Genomic DNA, 18,682 nt, shown 5'->3' with positions numbered 1-18,682 from the left:
GGCATGTCCTGCTGGACAGCGGAAGTCGCCGACGGAACGCGGAGAACCGCTCCCGAAGACCGTCTGGAAATGATCGGGCCGCACGACGAACACGCCAGGTCCAGCAGCTCAGCACGCGGCGATCAAGCCTTTTCCCAGCCAATTTGTTCAGATCCGCGTAGGCCGCGTGCGCATTCTTTAGTTGCGCCTTCCAGGATTCGGCGCGGAGCGGATCGGCATCGGACCTGACGGGGACTCCTCGCGCGATTCCGCGATTCCCGGCGCCCGCTCCGATGGCCGCCGGAGACCCGGTTTTCGCCGTATCAGCGAATGCCGACTATCCGCGACGGATTTTTCCTGACCGCCGTCGTCCTGAACTGAACGCACTGCCCTCCGGCCCGCAGAGCGGTTCCTGTCCGAACCGCATGCCCATGCGCCGGCATTCGGGGATTCCCGTGGTGCGACTCCGGCTGTTTTCCACCGGCTATGCCCCCACCAGGCCTGCCCACCGGCCTGATGCTCCTACTGGGACGGACACCGATGACCGAATCGACCACGTTCAGCGAGACCTTCACTGTCACCGCCGACAACCCGCTGCTGCACGGGCACGTCGTCTACGGACGCAGCCTCCTGCCCGGAGTCGGTTACGTGGACCTGGTCCTCCAGGTCCTCGCTCGGCATGGCCTCCCCATGCAGGACGTGGAGTTACGCAACCTCACGATCCTTGCTCCGCTCGTCGTCGGGTCCGCGCGGCGCGCCCTCACCACCGTCGAAGGACGCCCCGGGCCGGACGGCGGCTGGCGTGTCGAGGTCCGCAGCCGACGCCCCGAGGACACCGTCGACGTTGTCCACGCCGTCGCGACCGTGCGCCGCTGTGCCCCCTCCGCCTACACCGAACGGCTTCCACTGCCTGTCGACGGGGCCACCCGGCAGACCACGCTCGATGAGATTTACACCTGGTGCCGCGAGTACGACCTGGTCCACTCCGGCCTGATGAAGATCAGCGGAGTGGTCCACCACCGGCCCGGCGACTGGATCGCCGAAGTGGAACTCGCCCCCGAACACCAGGGAACCAACGCCACGTTCCTCTTCCACCCGGCCCTGTTCGAGGCAGGCCTCCTCGGCGGTGGTGTCGCCATCGGCATGCTGTACGGCGACAACGACGGTCCCGGCCTCTACCTGCCGCTCATGTTCGAGCGGTTCCGCGCCACCGGACCGCTGGGGAGCCGCTGCTACGTCCGCGTCCGCGCCGACTCCGTACGCCGGGACGAGGAACTCATACGGCTCAGCGTGGAGTTCTACGACGCCACCGGCGCGAAGGTCGCCGAGGTGGGCCAGTTCGTGGCCAAGCGGGTCCGCGCCGCGGCGTCCCTCGACGTAAGCGGCGACGCCTCCACCTTGCCGGCACCGGCTACCGCGGCGCCTGCGGTGGTGGCTGCTTCGGCTGGGGGTGGCCTGGCGGAGGTGGTGCGGGGGTTGGTGGCTGCCCGGTTGGAGATGGCCGCGGACCAGGTGGATGTGGACCTTGGTTACTACGAGTTGGGGTTGGCGTCGGCCGATCTGCTGTCGTTGGTGGCGGAGTTGGAGGAGCGGCTGTCGGTGGAGTTGTCGCCGACGGTGATGTTCGAGCATCGGACGGTCGCGGAGTTGGCGGTGTGGCTGGAGTCGCAAGTGCCCGCGCAGGTCCCGGCGACCACCCCCACGGCTCCCGCCCCATCCGATCGGGGGCCGGCTGCCGTCGTCCCGGCTCCGGCTGCCGCTGCCCTTCCATCGCCCAGCGCCCGGAGCGACGATCCGTACTCCGACTCCGCCTTACGCGCCGCCCTCGCCGAAGAGGTGTCCACGCTCCTTGGTGTCCCCGTCGCCGAACTCCACGCCGACGCCGAGCTGGCCGAGTTCGGGCTGGACGTGCGGGGCCTGGCACACCTGGCCGACCGGGTGAACGCGCGCCTCGGCCTGACCGTCCCGCTCACCGCCTTCCAAGAGCACCACACCCTGCGGGCCCTCGCGGAACACCTCGGCCATGAGCACCGCAACCCGGCCGTCTCCGACCGGCAGATACCGGCAGCGCAGCCCCATCCGCTGCTCCATCGGACCGTCACCGGTGACGGCGACGGCACGACGTACGAGACACGCTTCACCGGCGACGAGCCCTGCCTGCGCGACCACCGGGTGCACGGCGGAAGGGTTCTGCCTGGAGTCGCCCATCTGGAGATGGCCCGGGTGGCTGCCGCGAGGGCGCTGGGACAGGGCGACGCCGCCGCCGTCCGGCTGACCGACGTGGTGTGGCTGCGGCCCGCCGTCTGCGGTCCCGAGGGACTCGTGCTGCGGGTGCGCGTGTGCACAACCACTGCGGGCGGCTGCACGTACGAGATCCACAGCGTGGACGAACGAGGTGACACCACCCTGTGCAGCCAGGGGCGCGTGGCACTCGCCCAGGACGCCCCGCGGCTCCCGCCCCTTCTCGACGACCTGCGTGCCGCCTGCGCCGATACCGTCCACACCGGCGAGCACATCTACGGACTCTACGACGGCATGGGGATGGTCTACGGCCCCTCCCAGCGGTCGGTCGCTCGGCTGGGCGTCGGCACCGACCCCGACGGACGCCCCCAGGTCCTGGCCGAACTGCGCCTGCCGCCCGAGGCGGAGCCTCTGGGCGTCGGTGGTCTGATGCACCCGAGCATCCTCGACGGCGCCCTCCAGGCCACGGTGGGACTGTGGCTGGCGGAGGCGGCGGATGGCCGGTCGGCCGGCCTCGCGCTGCCCTTCGCCCTCGAACGAGCCGAAGCCGTCGCCGCCACCCCCACCACCGCGTACGCGTGGATCCGCCAACGGCCCGGTGGCGCCATGGAGACCACAGCGGCACGGCTCGACGTCACCGTCCTCGACGAGCACGGCCGGGTGTGCGTGGAGCTGACCGGCCTGTCCACACGCCACCTGCGGGACTCCTCTTCCGACGACGCGGTCGGGCCGGAGCCCGTGCGCGACGGCGACATCGCGATCATCGGGGTCAGCGGCCGCTACCCGGAGGCCGCCGACCTGGACGAGTTCTGGCAGAACCTGCGTTCAGGCCGGGACTCCATCCGGAAGGTCCCGGCCGACCGCTGGAACCGGCAGCGGTACGCGGACGCCGGCGCCGGCTCCTGGGGCGGATTCCTGGACGACATCGACCGGTTCGACCCGCTGTTCTTCCACATATCCCTGCTCGAGGCGGACCACCTCGACCCGCAGGAACGATTGTTCCTGCAGTGCGCCCACCACACCCTGGAGGACGCCGGGTACACCGCCGACCGTCTTTCCCGGAACGCCAAGGTCGGCGTGTTCGTCGGCGTGATGTACCAGGAGTACCAGCTCCTCGGCGCCCAGGCGCAGGAGCGCGGCAGGCCCGACGCCCTCTGGGGCAGCGCCTCCACGGTCGCCAACCGGGTGTCGTACTTCTACGACTTCCACGGCCCGAGCCTGGCCGTGGACACCATGTGTTCGTCCAGTCTCACCGCCATCCACCTCGCCTGTGAGGCCATTCGCAGTGGGCAGTGCGACACCGCGCTCGCGGGTGGCGTCAATCTCACCCCGCACCCCAACAAGTACCTGGTGCTCGGGCAGCGCAGGTTCCTCTCCAGCGACGGCCGGTGCCGGAGCTTCGGCGAGGGCGGTGACGGCTACGTGCCCGGCGAGGGCGTCGGCGCCGTCCTGCTCAAGCCGCTGGCGCGGGCCATCGCCGACGGCGACCAGATCCACGGCGTCGTCAAGGGGACCGCGGTCAACCACGGCGGCCGCACCAGCGGCTACTCGGTGCCCACCCCGGTGGCGCAGGGCGAGGTGATCGCCGACGCGCTCACCGCCGCCGGTGTCGACCCGCGCTCCCTGAGCTACCTCGAAGCGCATGGCACCGGTACGTCCCTCGGTGACCCCGTCGAGGTCTCCGGCCTGGAGCGGGCCTTCCGCAGCGCGGGCGGCACGCCCGAGCGCCTCGCGATCGGCTCCGTGAAGTCCAACATCGGGCACTGCGAGAGCGCCGCCGGCATCGCCGGCGTCACCAAGGTGCTACTGCAGATGCGGCACGGCGAACTGGTGCCGAGCCTGCACTCCGCGACCCTCAACCCGTACATCGACTTCGACCGCAGCCCGCTGCGCGTCCAGCGCACCCTGGAGCCGTGGCACCGGCCCGTCGTGGACGGTGGCGGCGAACGGCGCACTGTGCCACGCGTCGCCGGGATCTCCAGCTTCGGCGGCGGCGGCTCCAACGCCCACGTCGTCATCGCCGAGTACCGGCAACCCGTCGGCCCCGCGGTCACGTCGGCCGGCCCGTCGCTGTTCGTGCTCTGCGCCAAGAGCGAGGCCCAGCTCGTCGAGCAGGCCCGCCGCCTGCACGCCCGGCTCGGCGAGTTGTCCGACGCCGATCTCCCGGCCGTGGCCTGGACCCTGCAGACCGGGCGCATGGCGCTGGAGGAGCGCCTCGCCTTCGCCGCGGCCTCCCTCGCCGAGGCCCGCGAGCGGCTCGCCGCCTTCACCACCGATCCTGCCGTGACCGGCCCCTGGGTACGCGGCACCGTCCGCCCGGACCGTCCCGCGGACGGTGACGCCGTACGCTCTGCCCTGGCTGCCTGGACGCGGCGGGGTTCGTACGAGACGCTGCTGGCGCTGTGGGCCGATGGCGCCGTGGTGGAGTGGGAGCACGCTCGCCCCGTCGGTACCCCCGTGCGCCGCATCAGCCTGCCCGGCTACCCCTTCGCCCGCGAGCGCTGCTGGTTCGACCTCGACACCGAGGGCGCACCGCAGCGTTCCGCGGGCGGCGACACCCCTGACGTCGTGCTGCTGCGGCCGGAGTGGGCCGCGCGCCCCAGCGCACCGGCCGTGTCCGGCGAGCCGTTCGCCGAACGGCACGTCGTGGTGCTCGGCCGGCTCACCGACGGCGACCGCGACACCCTGCGGGCCGCCCTGCCCGCCGACACGACCTGCACCGTCCTCGACCTCGCCGACGGCCCGCCGGACCGCCTGTACACCGACGCGGCGCGCGGGCTGTTCACGCTGATCCGCGAGCTCCTGGAGCGCGGCGTACGTCGGCCTGTCCTGCTGCAGGTCGTCTCCGTCGGCACCGCGGATCTCGGCGAACCGGCCTGCCTCGGCGGGCTGGCCGGGCTGCTGCGCACCGCCCACCTGGAGAACCCGCGGCTGCACACGCAGTACGTGGAGTGCCTGGACGGCGCCGCCCCCGCCACCGTCGCCGCCCGTCTCGCAGCCGAGGCGACCACCGGCCCGGAGCCGGAGGTGCGCCACCGTGACGGCCGCCGCCTGGTGCGCCGCCCCACCGAGGTCCCGCTGCGGCCCGCGCCGACGCCCTGGCGGGAGGGCGGCGTCTACCTTGTCACCGGCGGGGTCGGCGGACTGGGCCTCATCGTGGCCCGGGACATCGCCGCCGCCGTCGGCACGGCCACCGTGGTGCTCACCGGGCGCTCCCCGCTGACCGACGCCCAGCGGGCCGAGCTGGACGCCCTGCGCGCCACCGGCCTGACCGTCGACCACCGGCGCGCCGACGTCACCGACCGCGACGCCCTGGCCCGTCTGCTGGCCCACATCACCGACGAGCACGGGCCGCTGACCGGCGTGCTGCACTCCGCCGGCGTCGTCCACGACAACTTCCTCGTCCGCAAGAGCGCCGAGGAACTGGAGCGCGTCCTCGCCCCCAAGGTCGCCGGTCTCGTCCACCTCGACGAGCTGACCCGCGAGCAGCCGCTGGAGCTGTTCGTCTGCTTCTCCTCGATCGCCGGCGCCTTCGGCAACCCCGGCCAGGCCGACTACGCCGCCGCCAACGCGTTCATGGACGCCTACGCCGCCCACCGCAACCGGCTCGTCGACACGGGCCTGCGCAGCGGCCGTACCGTGTCCGTCGGCTGGCCGCTGTGGGACGAGGGCGGCATGGGAGCCGGAGACACGGTCCGGGAGCAACTGCGCGCCACGGGACTCGTGCCGCTCGACACCGAACGCGGCCTGGCCGCCCTGCGGTTCGCGCTCGCCGACGAGGACGTCCGCAGGGACGGCAGTCTGCTGGTCGTCGCGGGCCGTCGCGAGGCCCTGCCGGCCGAGCTGACGGACGGCTACGCGCCGGCCCCGTCGACCGAGCGCGCACCCGCGGCTCCGGCCCCGCCGAGCGGGACCACGCTCGCGGTCCCCGCCCCTGCCGGCCCCGACCCCACGCCCTCCGCCGCCGATACCGCCGTACCGGTGCTCGAAGAGCGCGCCGTCTCCCACTTGCGGCGGATGCTGGCGGCGACCCTCAAGCTCGGTCCCGAGCGGCTGGACCCCGACACCCCGTTGGAGCGGTACGGCATGGACTCCGTGCTCGCCGTGACCATGCTCCAGCCGCTGGAGGAGACCTTCGGCCCGCTGTCGCGGACGCTGCTGTTCGAGGTGCGGACCGTACGCGGCCTCGCCCACTATCTCGCCGCCGACCACCCGCAGGCGCTGCGCGATCTCGTCGGCGAGCCCTCGTCCGCAGCGGCCCCCGCACGGGCCCGGGCCGCCGTGGACCCCCGCGCTGTGCAGGCCCCCTCACCGGTCCGGCACGAGCAGGATCACCGCAGCCAGGACATCGCCATCACCGGTATCAGCGGCCGCTACCCGCACGCCGACAGCCTGGAGGAGTTCTGGGCGGCGCTGCGCGAGGGCAGGGACTGCGTCACCGAGGTGCCGGCCGACCGCTGGGACACCGATGGCCGGGCCCAGTGGGGGGCGTTCCTCGACGGCATCGACCGCTTCGACCCGCTGCACTTCGGCATCTCGCCCCGCCAGGCCGCCGCCATGGACCCCCAGCAGCGGCTGTTCCTGGAGACCGTGTGGCACCTGCTGGAGCAGGGCGGCGTCACCCAGGAGGTCGTCGAGCGGCGCTACCAGCGGCGTGTCGGGGTCTACGTCGGCGCCGCCTACCAGATGTACCGGGCGGACGCGGCCGCCGACCCGGCCCTGGCGGCGCTCACCGCCTCCGCCTCGTACAACCTCATCGCCAACCGCGTCTCCCACTTCTTCGGCCTGGAGGGCCCGAGCCTGGCCGTGGACAGCATGTGCACGTCCTCCGCGATGGCCGTGCACCTCGCCTGTGCCGACCTGCTGCGCGGCGAGTGCGAGCTGGCCGTCGCCGGCGGCGTCAACCTGAACGTCCACCCCGACAAGTACCTGGCACTCGGCGAGATGCAACTGCTCGGCACCCACCCCGGCGCGCGCAGCTTCCGCGACGGCGACGGCTACCTGCCCGCCGAGGCGGTCGGCGCCGTCCTGCTCAAGCCGCTGGAGGCCGCCCTTAGCGACGGCGACACCGTGCACGCCGTCATCAAGAGCACCGCCTCACTGCACAGCGGCCGCTCCAACGGCTTCATGACGCCGAACCACCGCACCCAGGTCGCCACCATGCGACGGGCCCTGGAACGGGCCGCCGCCGCACCGGCCGACATCGGGTACGTCGAGACCGCCGCCAACGGCACCGCCTTCTCCGACGAGGTCGAAGTGCGCGCCCTGCGCGAGGTGTTCGCCGACGTCCGTGACACCGTCCACGTCGGCACCGTGAAGTCCAACCTCGGCCACCCCGAGGCGGCCTCCGGCATCGCCCAGCTCACCAAGGTCGTGCTCCAGCTCCAGCACGGCCGGGTCGCGCCGCTCGTCGACGTCGGCACTCCCAACCCACGTCTGGACCTGGAGGGTTCGGCCCTCCGGCTCGCCGACCGGTTGACGGACTGGGCACCCCGCGGCGTCGCACCTCGCCGCGCCCTCGTCAACTCCGTCGCGGCCGGCGGCAGCCACGTCAGCCTCGTCGTCGAGGCACCGCCAGTGACCGCCCACCCCGATCGGAGCGCCCCTGACCCCGCGCCCCAGGTCGTCCTGGTGTCCGCCCGCACCCCCGAGCTGCTGCGCACGGCCGCAGGCCGCCTGCACCACTTCCTCGAAGGCGACGACACGGCGAGCCTTGCCGACATCGCCTACACGTCCCAACTGTGCCGGGAGCACCTGCCCGAGCGGCTCGCCCTGGTCGCCGCCGACCGCGAGCAGCTCGGGCACGCCCTCGAACAGCACCTGGCCGACGGCGCGGTCGCCACGGCGGGCGGCGCGACCTCGCATCGCGGCAACGCCGACGAGGACGCCGGACCGATGACCGCTGTCCTGTCCGGCGCCCGGGGGGATTCCTTCCTCGCCGGCCTCGTCGAGGACCACGTCCTGGAGCAACTGGCCGAGCTGTGGGTGCGCGGTGTACGCGTACCGTGGCACGGCCTCCACGCCGGGCCGCGCCGCATGGCACCGCTCCCGCCGACCGCGTTCGAACCGGGCAGCTACTGGGTCGGCCGCGCACCCCGGCTGCCCGTGCCGGCCCCCGCGGCCGAGACCGCGCCGCCCACGCCGCCTCGCGACCTCGCCGCGCCCACCCACGCCCAACCCGCCATGGTCGGAGCCCGGACCGACGCCCCCCTGACCGGGGATGCCGGCGCCCGAACGCAGGTGATGGACCGGATACGGCTCCATGTCGCGGAACTGCTGGGCTTCGATGTCGACCAGCTGAACGTCTCGACCCCGCTCACCAAGCTTGGTATCGACTCGGTGACGGCCATGCGCACCCGAGGTCTGGTGGAGGCCGACTTCGGACAGGCACCGCCGGTGGCGGCGCTGCTCGGCGGGGCGAGTGTCATGGACATCGCGGACTGGATTCTCGACGGCCAGACCGGCGCGGAGGCCAGGGAACCGCTGGTGCCCGGGAGGGACACGCGCCGGGAAGGCGCCGAGCCGCTCGTCGTGCCGGGCGCCGACGGAACCGTACGATGCCCGGCGACCCGTGACGTCATACGTATGTTGCGCACGGAGCAGTTGGGCACCCCGGGAGCCACCCACAACATCGGCTCCGCCGTGCAGCTCGCCGCTCCGGTCGGCCGGGAACGGCTGACCGGAGTACTGGGCGACCTCGCCGCCCGGCACGCGGCCCTGCGGACGGCGATCGTCGCGGACCCCGAGCACGGCCTCCGGTTGGAGGTCGGGCAGAGCCTGCCGGGAGCATTGCTGCGATGGTCGCCCGTCGACGAGGACACGGACCCGGACCGGCGACTGCGCGAGCTGCTGGAAGTACCGTTCGAGCTTGCCGTGGCGCCGCTGTGGCGGTTCGAGCTGCTCGAGTACCCGTCTGGGAAGCAGGTGCTGCTGTACGGTGCGCACCACGCGGTGTCCGATCTGTCCTCTCTCGGGCTGGTGGCGGCGGAGATCGGCGCGGACCTCACGGGTGAGCATCTGCCGTCGGCTCCCTCCTTGGCCGATATCGACGGTCTGATGCGGGCCCAGCCGGCGCGGCAGGAGGCGGACGGCCGGGAGGCCTCGGCGGCGCAGCCGCGCGAGTGGTTCTCCGGGATCCGCAGGCTGGATCTGACCCTCGCGAAGCCCCGCCCCGCGGCACGGTCGTACCGTGCGGCGACCGCGCTCGTGGAGGTCCCCGATGGGCTCTCGGAGCGGGTCGGAACCGAGGCGAGACGGCTTGGGATCACCCCGGCCGCCTTCTGGCTGGGCACGCTGACCATGTTCCTCGCCCGGCTGCGGGAGCGCAGCCGGTTCGTGCTGGCGGTTCCGGTGGACACCCGGATGCACGCGGAAGCGCTCGACGCGGTCGGGTTCTTCGGCGTTCCGATACCGTTCCCCGCCGAGGCCTCCCCGGGCGAGTCGGTGGCCGAGGTCCTGCGCCGGACCGACGACCGTCTGGGCGTGCATCTCGAAAAGGGCATCTCCTTCTCGGACACCATGTCCACGCTGGTGGCGGAGGGGCTGTATCGCGAGAACGCGCCATTGGTCGAGGTCTACTTCAACTACCTTCCACCGCGCGGCCTGAAATTGCCCGGACTGGAGATGCTCCCCGCGGGCACCGGCCACTCCGACCTCGATCTGATGATCAGTGTGTCGCCGGATCTGGGGCATATCCGGCTCGACTACAACCTGGACATCCTGGACAGCTCCAGCTGCGCCCGGTTCGGCCGGGACTTCCTCGACCTGATCGCCGAGGTGATCGGCCAAGCGGGCACGGGCACAGTGGGCGCTCTTCCGGTGCGCCGGACAGCGGGGCCAGTGGCGCCGTCGTCGAAGGAAAAGGAGACGGCAGGGCTCACGCCGGAAGCGTTGCCCGTGCCCCCGTCACGCTCATCGGCACCCCGATCCGTCGCTCTGACAGCCACCTTCGCTCTGGGCAACCTCTCCGCGCTGCTCGGCCTCGCTCTCGAGGGCACCGGACTCACCGTCGCCGAAGCTCCCTATCACCAGGTCCTGGCCGCCCTGCACGACCCGTCCGGCGTTCTCTCCGATCCGTCGACCGCGGCAGCCCTTGTCCTGCTGCGCGCCGCCGACTTGGGGCGTTACGGCGAGATCAGCGACGAGTTGCTGGCCGAACTGGGCGAGGAGTACCCGGCGGCCCTGCGCGCGTTGGCCGAACGCACGGGGAGGCCGGTGATCGTCGGCCTGCTTCCCGCCCACTCGACCGAGGAGAGGCTCCGGGACTGGGAGGAGCAGGTGAGGTCCCGCCTCCGGGACCAGCCGGGCATCGCGGTACTGGGGCCGGATTGCTTCAGCGGCGACGATTTCGCCAACCCGTTCGACGCCGAGACGGACGCGCTGGCACACCTGCCGTTCCGGACGGAGTTCCAGGCCGCGGTGGCGCTTGCCCTCGCCGAAGTGGTGCGGGCCTCCCGCCGCACCCCGCCCAAGGTGATCGCGGTGGACGGCGACGAGACTCTCTGGGACGGCATCGCAGGGGAGAACGGGCCGGAGCACGTCGGCCTCATGGGGGGCCGTGCCCAGCTTGCCCGCCGACTGCTGCAATGGCGTGCCGCGGGTGTTCTGCTGGTGCTGGTCTCCAACAACGACGAGGCCACCGTACGTGCCGTACTCGACCGGCCCGACAGTCCGCTCCGCGCTGAGCACTTCCAAGTGATCTCCGCCGGTTGGTCACCGAAGCCCGTGCGCCTCAGGGAGGTCGCGGAGGAACTCGGGCTCGGCCTGGACACGTTCATGTTCCTCGACGACAACCCGGCCGAGATCGCCAGGATGAGGGCGGCTCTGCCCGAGGTGCTCTGCGTGACCTGCCCGTCCGGAGAAGGCCTGCCGGACTTCCTGACCAGGCTCTGGCCGGTCACCCCGCGCGCGGCGACACAGGAGGACGCAGCGCGGGCGGACTTCTACCGGCAGGACAGGGTGCGCGAGCAAGCACGTTCCCGGACCACCTTCGCCGACTTCCTGGAACGGCTGAACCTGGAAATGGACTTCCAGCCACTCGGCGCCGACACGATGGAACGCTCTGTCCAACTGGCCCGGCGCACCAACCAGTTCAATCTCCGCCCCTCGACGGTGGACGAGGCGGAGCTGACGCGCCGGCAACAGGACGGCGAGGTGTGGACCGTACGGGCGCGGGACAGGTTCGGCGACTACGGGCAGATCGCCGTCGTCATGATCCGTCCCGACGGCGAGACGCTCGAGGTCCTGGGCTGGATGATGAGCTGTCGGGTGCTCGGCCGCGGTGCCGAGGAACGGGTTCTCGGCTGGCTGGCAGACCGAGCCGTGGCCTTGGGCTGCCCGGCCGTGCGTCTGATCGCCGAGCGTACCCCCCGCAATGTACCCGTACGGCGGCTGGTGGCCGCCTTGGCCGGCGGGGACCCGGAGGCGCCGCGCCTGGAGGCGCTGGTCCCCGCGGACCGGCTCCGAGACTTCCGCTCGTGGGACACCACAACCGACGAAAACGTGGAGGCAACCGCATGAAACCCAGCCCTGATACCGGCGACGACGCACCGGCCCGCAATCACGAGTTAGACCGGCAGTACGAGGGGGAATTGCTCGAAGGCGGTGCGCGCGGGTCCGCCGCGATCGCCGGTCTGCTGGCGCGTTTTCAGCCGCCGACCGTGCGACCGCAGTCGATGGACAGCGCGAATGACCCGGAGGGCCCGGTCGACGGCGCACCGGTCTGGGGTCTCGAACAACTTGCCAAGGCCATCGTCTCGAAGGCGGCCGCACTGCTGGGCGGCAAGGAGATCGACGCCGAGACCGATCTCTTCGACGCCGGTGCCACGTCGGTGGACGCCGTCCGACTCGTCGCCGTGCTCGACCGTGACCTCAACGTCAGACTCAGCCTGGACGACGTCTTCGCCGACGCCAGGCCCCGGCGCCTCGCTCAACGCTGGCTGGGCGGTTCGACGAAGCGCACACTGCCCGAGGCACCGGCGGCCACCGGAGCCCTTGAACTTCCGGTGGCCTCGGCGTCGTCCGCCACCACGACGGCGTCGCCGGGCACCGACCTCGTGCCGGCCGATCCCGTCGCGCCGGACGAGACGCTCCCCGCGCTCGACGACCATGCCGAGGACCTCGCCCTCATCACGGCCGACCTCGCACGTGCGGACCTGCTCCCCTGGTGCGGTGACCCGGATCCGGTCCCGCCCCGCCGTGTCCTGCTGACCGGTGCCAACGGCTTCCTGGGTGGCCACATGCTGCTCGATCTGCTGCGGCACAGCGACGCACATGTCGTCTGCCTGGTGCGCGGGGACAGCGTGCGGGACGCGGAGCGGCGCCTCGCCGAGGGCCTCGCCGGTTTCTCCCTCCCCTGGTCGGCCGAGATCCGACGACGGGTCACTGTCCTGCCCGGCGACCTGCGCCAACCCCGACTCGGTCTGACGGACGAACAGTGGAACCTGCTGGCGAACGAACTCGACTCGGTCGTCAGCGTGGCGGCGGCCGTGGACTTCCTGCGCGGCTACCCGTCGCTGCGCCGGACCAATGTCCTCGGCGTGCTGTCCCTTGCCGAACTCGCGATGACCGGACGGCCCAAACCGCTGCACCACATCTCGTCGATCGCCGTGTTCAACGAGATCGGCATCGCCTCGATGGGCGAGGACGATCCACTGGCACATGTGGACCGGCTGGCGGCGGGGTACGACAAGTCGAAGTGGGCGGCCGAGGCGGCGCTCAGGCGAGCCCGCGACCGCGGCCTGAAGGCGACGTTCCTGCGCCCCGGCGGCATCGTCGGCCACACCCGCACCGGCGCCTACAACCCACACGACATCAATACGGGCCTCTTCTCCGCCATCTCCCGTTACCGCGTCGCACCCAAGATCAACTATTCGAACTCCGCCCCGGTGGACTGGGTGAGCCGCGTCGCGACCGCTGTGATCTGCGAGCCGAGCGGCTGGGGCCAGAACTACCACCTCACGGGACGGCCGGACACTCTCACCGAGATGGTCCGCGACCAGGAACTCGGTGGGCTGAACGTTCGGGTGATGCCGTGGGATGTCTGGCTCAAGGACTTCCTGGACCGCTGTGAGACCGATCCGGTCCCCGAACTCGAATTCATGGCGCGGGTGCTGCGCAACCCCGCCGGCCAGAAGATCGTCGAGGCGAGCGTCACGGCCCCGATGGCGACAGGGGACCGGACCGAGGCGTTCGTCGCCCGGCACAAACTGCCACCGCCTGCCCGCGTCGACGCGCAGGCCCGGCTGAAGAGCTACGAGCGAATGGCCCGTGACGGCCTGGTGATCCTGCCCAGTCGTGACGACCCACCGTATCTGTGGTTCCGGGAGACGATGCGCGGCAAAGTGGGCCCGGTCGACGCCAAGCCCGACACTCGCTGCACCTTCGCGTTGACCCTGTCGATCGCCAGCATGTACCAACTGGTGCAGCACCGCACCATCGACGTACGCGGCACGGTCTCCTGTTCCCTGCTGCACGCGGATCCGCTGACCGTGGACGACGGCGAGATCTGGGTCCGTCCCCATGAGGGAGTGCCTCACCGCCACAGCCTGGACCACCCCCTGCTGCGTTACCGCCTGGCGCTGCGCGATTCCGACGGGAACGGCTGGTGGCTGGAGGGCTGGAAGACAGCCCGGGCCCGCTTCGACTACTTGCAGCAGGCACGCACTCTCACCATCCGCGCCGGCCGTGAGGGCGAACCGGCGAGCCTGGCCGGAACGATGAAGGTGCCCAAAAAGTCCTACAAGCGAGAGCAGATAGACGGCATCCGGGTCAATCCCGATCTGTCGATGCGGGAGCAGCGCATCGCCAAGTTCACCTGGCTGAGCTGGTTCAGCACGCAACTGGGCCAGGGCCTGCTGGAGCCCACGCTGCGCGCCGGCGCCGAACTGCTCGACCTGCGCCCGGACGCGATCGACCGCGACAAGGACAGGTACCAGGCCAAACTCACGAAGTGGGAAAAGGACAGGAAGCACCTTCGATGACACCACGACCGCTCTTCGCCCCGATGGACCGCGTCACCGTCGAGCAGATCCCGTTCCATGCGTCCGACGGCACGGAACTCGGCCTGTGCCGACTGATCGCCAACTCCCCCACCGATCAGAACGGCACCGACCGTCCCGCGGTCCTGCTCCTGCACGGTCTCACGGCTTCGGCCGACATGTTCGTACTCCCCGAGACCCGCAACCTCGTGGACGTCCTGCTCAGCGCGGGCTACGAACCGTGGCTGCTGGACTGGCGGGGCAGTTGCCGCTTGCCGTACAACGAGGGCCGCGTCCGCTACACCTTCGATGACGTGGCGCTCCATGACATCCCGGACGCGGTGTCGTACATCCGCGACCGGATCGGCCGACGCCAACTGTTCGTGGTCGCCCACTGTCTCGGAGCACTGTCGCTGTCCTTGAGCATGACGGCCGGCCTGGTGCCCGGCCTCGCCGGAGTGGTGGCACAAGGGGTGTTCATGACGCCGAAGTATTCCGGGAAGTCCCGGCTGCTCGGCCACCTCGGCGGCGAGTGGGGCCGCTCCCGCTGGACTCACCTTCCGGTCGACTTCACGAAGGTGGGCTTCCGCTCGCGCTACACGCCGATGTTCGCGCTGGCTTCGCTCTCGGCCGGCGACTGCGACGACCCCACCTGCCATATCCTGCACAACTCCGCCTGGGGTACCGGCGCGTCACTCTACGTCCACGAGAACCTGCACGAGACAACGCACAATCGGCTTGCCGAACTGTTCGGTTCCGCGCCCACCTGGATAGGTCCGCACCTGCGGCGCATGGAATTGGCACACACGGCGATGCCCTGGAACACGGGCAGCCAGGGCCATGGCCAACTGCCGGAGAACGCCCTGGACAACGCCGACCGCATCGACTGCCCCGTCCTGCTGCTCGCCGGCAGTGACAACAAAACCTTTCACGATTCGAACGAGCTTTGCTACGACATCCTGTCCAGCCGCTACCCGGACCTCGACCTTCGTTACGTCGAGATTCCGGGCTACGGCCACGTCGACCCTTTCATCGGCCGCGGTGCCGCCCTTGACGTGTTCGGCCACATCGTCGATTTCCTCGACGAAAGAGCCGCCGCATCGTTCCAAGAGTGATTCGCGGCGGGCGGTGACGTGCACCTCTCGGGGCTCTGTGGCGTGAGTGCCCGCATCTCTGGTGTGGGCTTTGTGCCCCGAGAGGAAGTGCGTCGCCCTCAAGTTCCCCCACGATCACGGACAGCGGGTGGTTACGCTGCGGGGGCGAGGTCTCTGGCCGTCAGGGCTCTGGTTTCGAGTGGGGTGGCGCAGCCGAACTCGGGGGTTTGCGCAGCCTCTGTTCAGCCGCTCCCCCAGTCCTGCTCACCTTCGCTCGCCACTCCGGCGCGCCTGACCGGGCCCCGGGCAAAGGGTCCGGACGGCAACCGGACGTCTCGACAGGTCGTTCCGTGAAGGGCACGGGAGCTGACTGGGGTCACTGCTACCAGATGGTGAGCCCGGCGGCATCCTCCGCAAGTGCATCGGGAGCGCGCCCGAGGTCGTACTCGGAGCCGACCAGCAGCCGCAGGCGGCCGCGTGCCGTGAGGTCCAGCAGTTCCTCCAGCACCTTGCCGCCCGCCCCGTCGCTGGTGGTGAGCGGAGTGAGCCAGAATCCGGCGACCGACGTACTCGCCACCGCCAGGCGGGCCGGCGGGATGGTCCGCTTCGCCGCCTCGTACTGGTGTTTTCTCGCAGGTGATGGGGGCATCCGCACCTTGAAGCTCGGGGCGCGGCGTGGGCCGGTGCGGCCATCGCGCTGCTTACGGGCTCCGCGGACGAGACCATGCCGAAACCAGACGACGAGGGGTTGGTCGCGATGACCGTGGCGACACAGCAGGGCGGCGGCGGGGGCGGTTCCAGTGGCCTGTATGACGTTCTGGAACTCATTCTCGACCGCGGACTGGTGATCGACGCGTTCGTGCGGGTCTCCCTTGTCGGTATCGAGATACTCAAGATCGACATACGGATCGTGGTCGCGAGCGTCGACACCTACCTGCGCTTCGCAGAAGCGTGCAACCGCCTCGACCTGGAATCGGGGCCGCGCAAGCCGGCCGGCCTCACCGAGCTGAAAGGAAAGCTCACGGAGTCCGGCGCCCACGGGGCGGCCAAGGGAGCCCTCTCCGGCGCCGCGGAGACCATCTCCGACGCCTTCAAGCAGGCACGCGCCGAGCACCGGGAACGATAGGACGGCGAGGCCCGCCCGCCCTTTCGGGGGCACCCGCCGACCTGCGCCGATGCCTGACAGATGTCACCGGCACCTGTCGGAGCGTGTCCGGCGCCCTCAAACGCACAGCGGCGGCCGCTGAAGGTGGTCAGGGCCGCCCGGCGACCACTCGCCGCGAAGGCGTGATCAATACAGCGGCCCACCTCGGCGCGGCCGGCGATCACGTCCATGGTCAGGCGGGGGTCAAGGGCGGGCCTGGGGTGATCGCCGGCCTATGAAAGGCACGCGGCGTGGTCGCCGCTGGGGTCCGTGAGAGCCAGGCGAGCGGTCATGCGTTTTCCCACCGACTCCCGCACGGCTTCGACGCTCTGACAGACGGCCCTCACGATTTCCAGGCCGTGCTGCCCCACCCGGCTCGCGTCGGTGGCCCGTACCACCGGCAGCACGGGATCGGAGTCCCATACCTGGACCTCCACCACATCGTCGGCGATCCGCAGATCCAGCAGGATCGGCCCGGATGCGTACTTGCGGGCATTGGTGACCAGCTCGCTCACCACCAGCTGCGTCAGCTCGACGGCCCGCTGGGAGACAGGGGTCCTGTATTCGGTGCGCATCCGGGACAGGAAGCCGGCGGCCAGGCGGCGGGCCTCGGCGATGCAGGGGCTCCGCCCGTCCAGGGCTGCCGCGGCACGGGGACGGCCGTCGTCGTGGAGCATCATGCTGTCCTCACCAGACAAGGTCCGTTCCATCCGCTTGCAGCTACTACCTCATACTTCAGGTACAGGTACCCGGAGACGCCAGGACATCACACCTGTGCGCTACGCGGGCATATGTCGGGATGGGCACCCGCGGGCGTCGCCTCGTACGCTGCCGGGCACTGACCAGGGGGATATGCCAGGACCACTGCCGGGCGGTATTCCGAAGGGGTATGCCTGGTCGTATCGATCTCGAGGATGCTGAGGAACACAGTGGTGGAGACCGACACCTCCTGCGGAGGGCGAGGCCCTGGCACCACCTGTGCCGCTGCCCGTGCCGCCGCACGCGCGGCGAGCCTCACCCGGCTCTGCCCGGTTCCGGGAACTACGGCACTGTGCGCCACGCGCTCGGGGTGCGGCCGGTGTGGGCGTTGTTCCAGTCCAGGCGCAGCACGGCGAGGTCATCGGTGTGCCGGTCGGCGTTGAGCGTGCGGCTGCGGGCGATGAGTTGATCCAGGTGGGAGCCGGGATCCGGCGTGTCGATGGTGTCGATGATGTCCAGGAGGCCCTCGACGCCGAGCCGGGCGGAGTTGTCGTCCGCGAAGCCTTCGATGAGGCCGTCCGTGTAGGCGACGAGCGCGCCGCGGGCGGGCAGGGCGATGGTGGTGGAGGGCCACTTGCCCAGCCCGGGAATGATCCCCAGAGCGACCCCGTGGGCCGCGGTCACGACCCGGGCGCCATCGGCGGTGACGAGGAGGGGTTCATGGTGGCCGGCCAGATGAAGGGTGACGGTGGCCGCCTCCGGGTTCAGGGTGATGAGGGTGCAGGTTGCGAAGAGGTCGTTGCCGGCACGTTCGGCGATGTGGATCTGCTCCAGCAGATGGAGCAGATGCTGGTCGCGGTGTCCGCCGAGGATGAGGGCCCGCCAAGCGATACGCAGGCAGACACCCAGTGCCGCCGCGTCGGGACCGTGGCCGCTGACGTCTCCGATGACGGCGTGGATGTGTCCGTCGTCGGTCTGGACGACGTCGAGGAAGTCTCCTCCCAGCAGGGCCTGGGCCCGTCCGGGGTAGTAGCGGCTGGAAACGGTGACGCTGGAGGACGACAGGAGAGGTTCGGGAAGCAGGCCGCGTTCGAGGCGTGCGTTCTCCTCGGCGCGCAGGCGGCCGATCTGCAGTGCGGCGTTGGCGCGTTCGGCCTGTTTTCGCTGGACGGCGTAGCGCAGGGCCCGCTGCATCAGGTCGGGTTCGATCTTGCCCTTGATCAGGTAGTCCTGGGCGCCGGCCGCAAGGGCGTCGACGCCCGCGCGGGGTTCGTCCAGTCCCGTCAGAACGATGATCGCGGCGTGGGTGTTCGACTGAATCGCCTGGACCGACTCCAGTCCGGACGCGTCGGGCAGGTGCAGATCCAGGAGAACGCAGTCCACGGCATCCGAGACCAGTGCCGCGCGGGCCTCGGCTGCCGTACGGCAGCGCGTGAGGGTGTGCGGCAGGTCGGTGTCGTGGAGGAGTTCCTCGACGAGAAGGGCGTCTCCGTCGTCGTCCTCCACGAGCAGAACGGCGTACCGCATGTCGCGGGCCGCGGCTGGAT

At 70.9% G+C, this 18,682-nt stretch carries 7 protein-coding genes; 4 read left to right on the top strand and 3 right to left on the bottom strand.

From position 1 onward, the window contains the following. The first annotated feature begins 519 nt into the window (after nt 1–519). The 3 genes from ACFVVO_RS24090 to ACFVVO_RS24080 are packed head-to-tail and all read left to right on the top strand — an operon-like array spanning nt 520 to nt 15,313. Nucleotides 520–11,739, top strand: a complete 11,220-nt coding sequence (locus tag ACFVVO_RS24090; RefSeq protein ID WP_390057650.1) for an HAD-IIIC family phosphatase — start codon at nt 520–522, stop codon at nt 11,737–11,739. Beyond that, the gene (locus ACFVVO_RS24085) at nt 11,736–14,201 is read left to right on the top strand and encodes a thioester reductase domain-containing protein (protein ID WP_390057649.1); all 2,466 of its coding nucleotides are present in this window, start codon (nt 11,736–11,738) and stop codon (nt 14,199–14,201) included. Before ACFVVO_RS24090 ends, ACFVVO_RS24085 begins: the two co-directional genes overlap by 4 nt. A 23-nt stretch (nt 14,202–14,224) precedes the next feature. Then, nucleotides 14,225–15,313: an alpha/beta fold hydrolase gene (locus tag ACFVVO_RS24080; protein ID WP_390057648.1), complete on the top strand. Its 1,089-nt coding sequence runs from the start codon at nt 14,225–14,227 to the stop codon at nt 15,311–15,313. Between the two features lie 361 nt (nt 15,314–15,674). Here the strand turns inward: ACFVVO_RS24080 and ACFVVO_RS24075 are convergent, their stop codons facing one another. Further along, nucleotides 15,675–15,941: a hypothetical protein gene (locus ACFVVO_RS24075; RefSeq protein ID WP_390057647.1), complete on the bottom strand. Its 267-nt coding sequence runs from the start codon at nt 15,939–15,941 to the stop codon at nt 15,675–15,677. Between the two features lie 108 nt (nt 15,942–16,049). On the opposite strand from ACFVVO_RS24075, the gene ACFVVO_RS24070 reads away from it, so the two are divergent. Beyond that, entirely contained in the window at nt 16,050–16,418 is a 369-nt protein-coding gene (locus ACFVVO_RS24070) for a gas vesicle structural protein GvpA (RefSeq protein ID WP_390057646.1), read from the top strand. Between the two features lie 251 nt (nt 16,419–16,669). On the opposite strand, the gene ACFVVO_RS24065 is transcribed toward ACFVVO_RS24070, so the two are convergent. Both ACFVVO_RS24065 and ACFVVO_RS24060 read right to left on the bottom strand, forming a co-directional pair. After that, nucleotides 16,670–17,116 (bottom strand): ATP-binding protein, encoded by a 447-nt coding sequence (locus ACFVVO_RS24065; protein ID WP_390057751.1) that lies wholly within the window; start codon nt 17,114–17,116, stop codon nt 16,670–16,672. A 361-nt stretch (nt 17,117–17,477) separates the two neighbouring features. Next, nucleotides 17,478–18,662 (bottom strand): PP2C family protein-serine/threonine phosphatase, encoded by a 1,185-nt coding sequence (locus ACFVVO_RS24060; RefSeq protein ID WP_390057750.1) that lies wholly within the window; start codon nt 18,660–18,662, stop codon nt 17,478–17,480. Nucleotides 18,663–18,682 lie beyond the last annotated feature (20 nt).

This window comes from Streptomyces sp. NPDC058145, from assembly GCF_042884245.1.
GTDB lineage: Bacteria > Actinomycetota > Actinomycetes > Streptomycetales > Streptomycetaceae > Streptomyces.
The sequence above is the reverse complement of the archived record's forward strand: the minus strand, read 5'-3'. Positions and strand labels throughout refer to the sequence as shown.

Coding starts and splice junctions, on each gene's coding strand:
- ACFVVO_RS24090 (WP_390057650.1), top strand. CDS start 520: ATGACCGAATCGACCACGTTCAGCGAGACCTTCACTGTCACCGCCGAC.
- ACFVVO_RS24085 (WP_390057649.1), top strand. CDS start 11,736: ATGAAACCCAGCCCTGATACCGGCGACGACGCACCGGCCCGCAATCAC.
- ACFVVO_RS24080 (WP_390057648.1), top strand. CDS start 14,225: ATGGACCGCGTCACCGTCGAGCAGATCCCGTTCCATGCGTCCGACGGC.
- ACFVVO_RS24075 (WP_390057647.1), bottom strand. CDS start 15,941: ATGCCCCCATCACCTGCGAGAAAACACCAGTACGAGGCGGCGAAGCGG.
- ACFVVO_RS24070 (WP_390057646.1), top strand. CDS start 16,050: ATGACCGTGGCGACACAGCAGGGCGGCGGCGGGGGCGGTTCCAGTGGC.
- ACFVVO_RS24065 (WP_390057751.1), bottom strand. CDS start 17,116: ATGATGCTCCACGACGACGGCCGTCCCCGTGCCGCGGCAGCCCTGGAC.
- ACFVVO_RS24060 (WP_390057750.1), bottom strand. CDS start 18,662: ATGCGGTACGCCGTTCTGCTCGTGGAGGACGACGACGGAGACGCCCTT.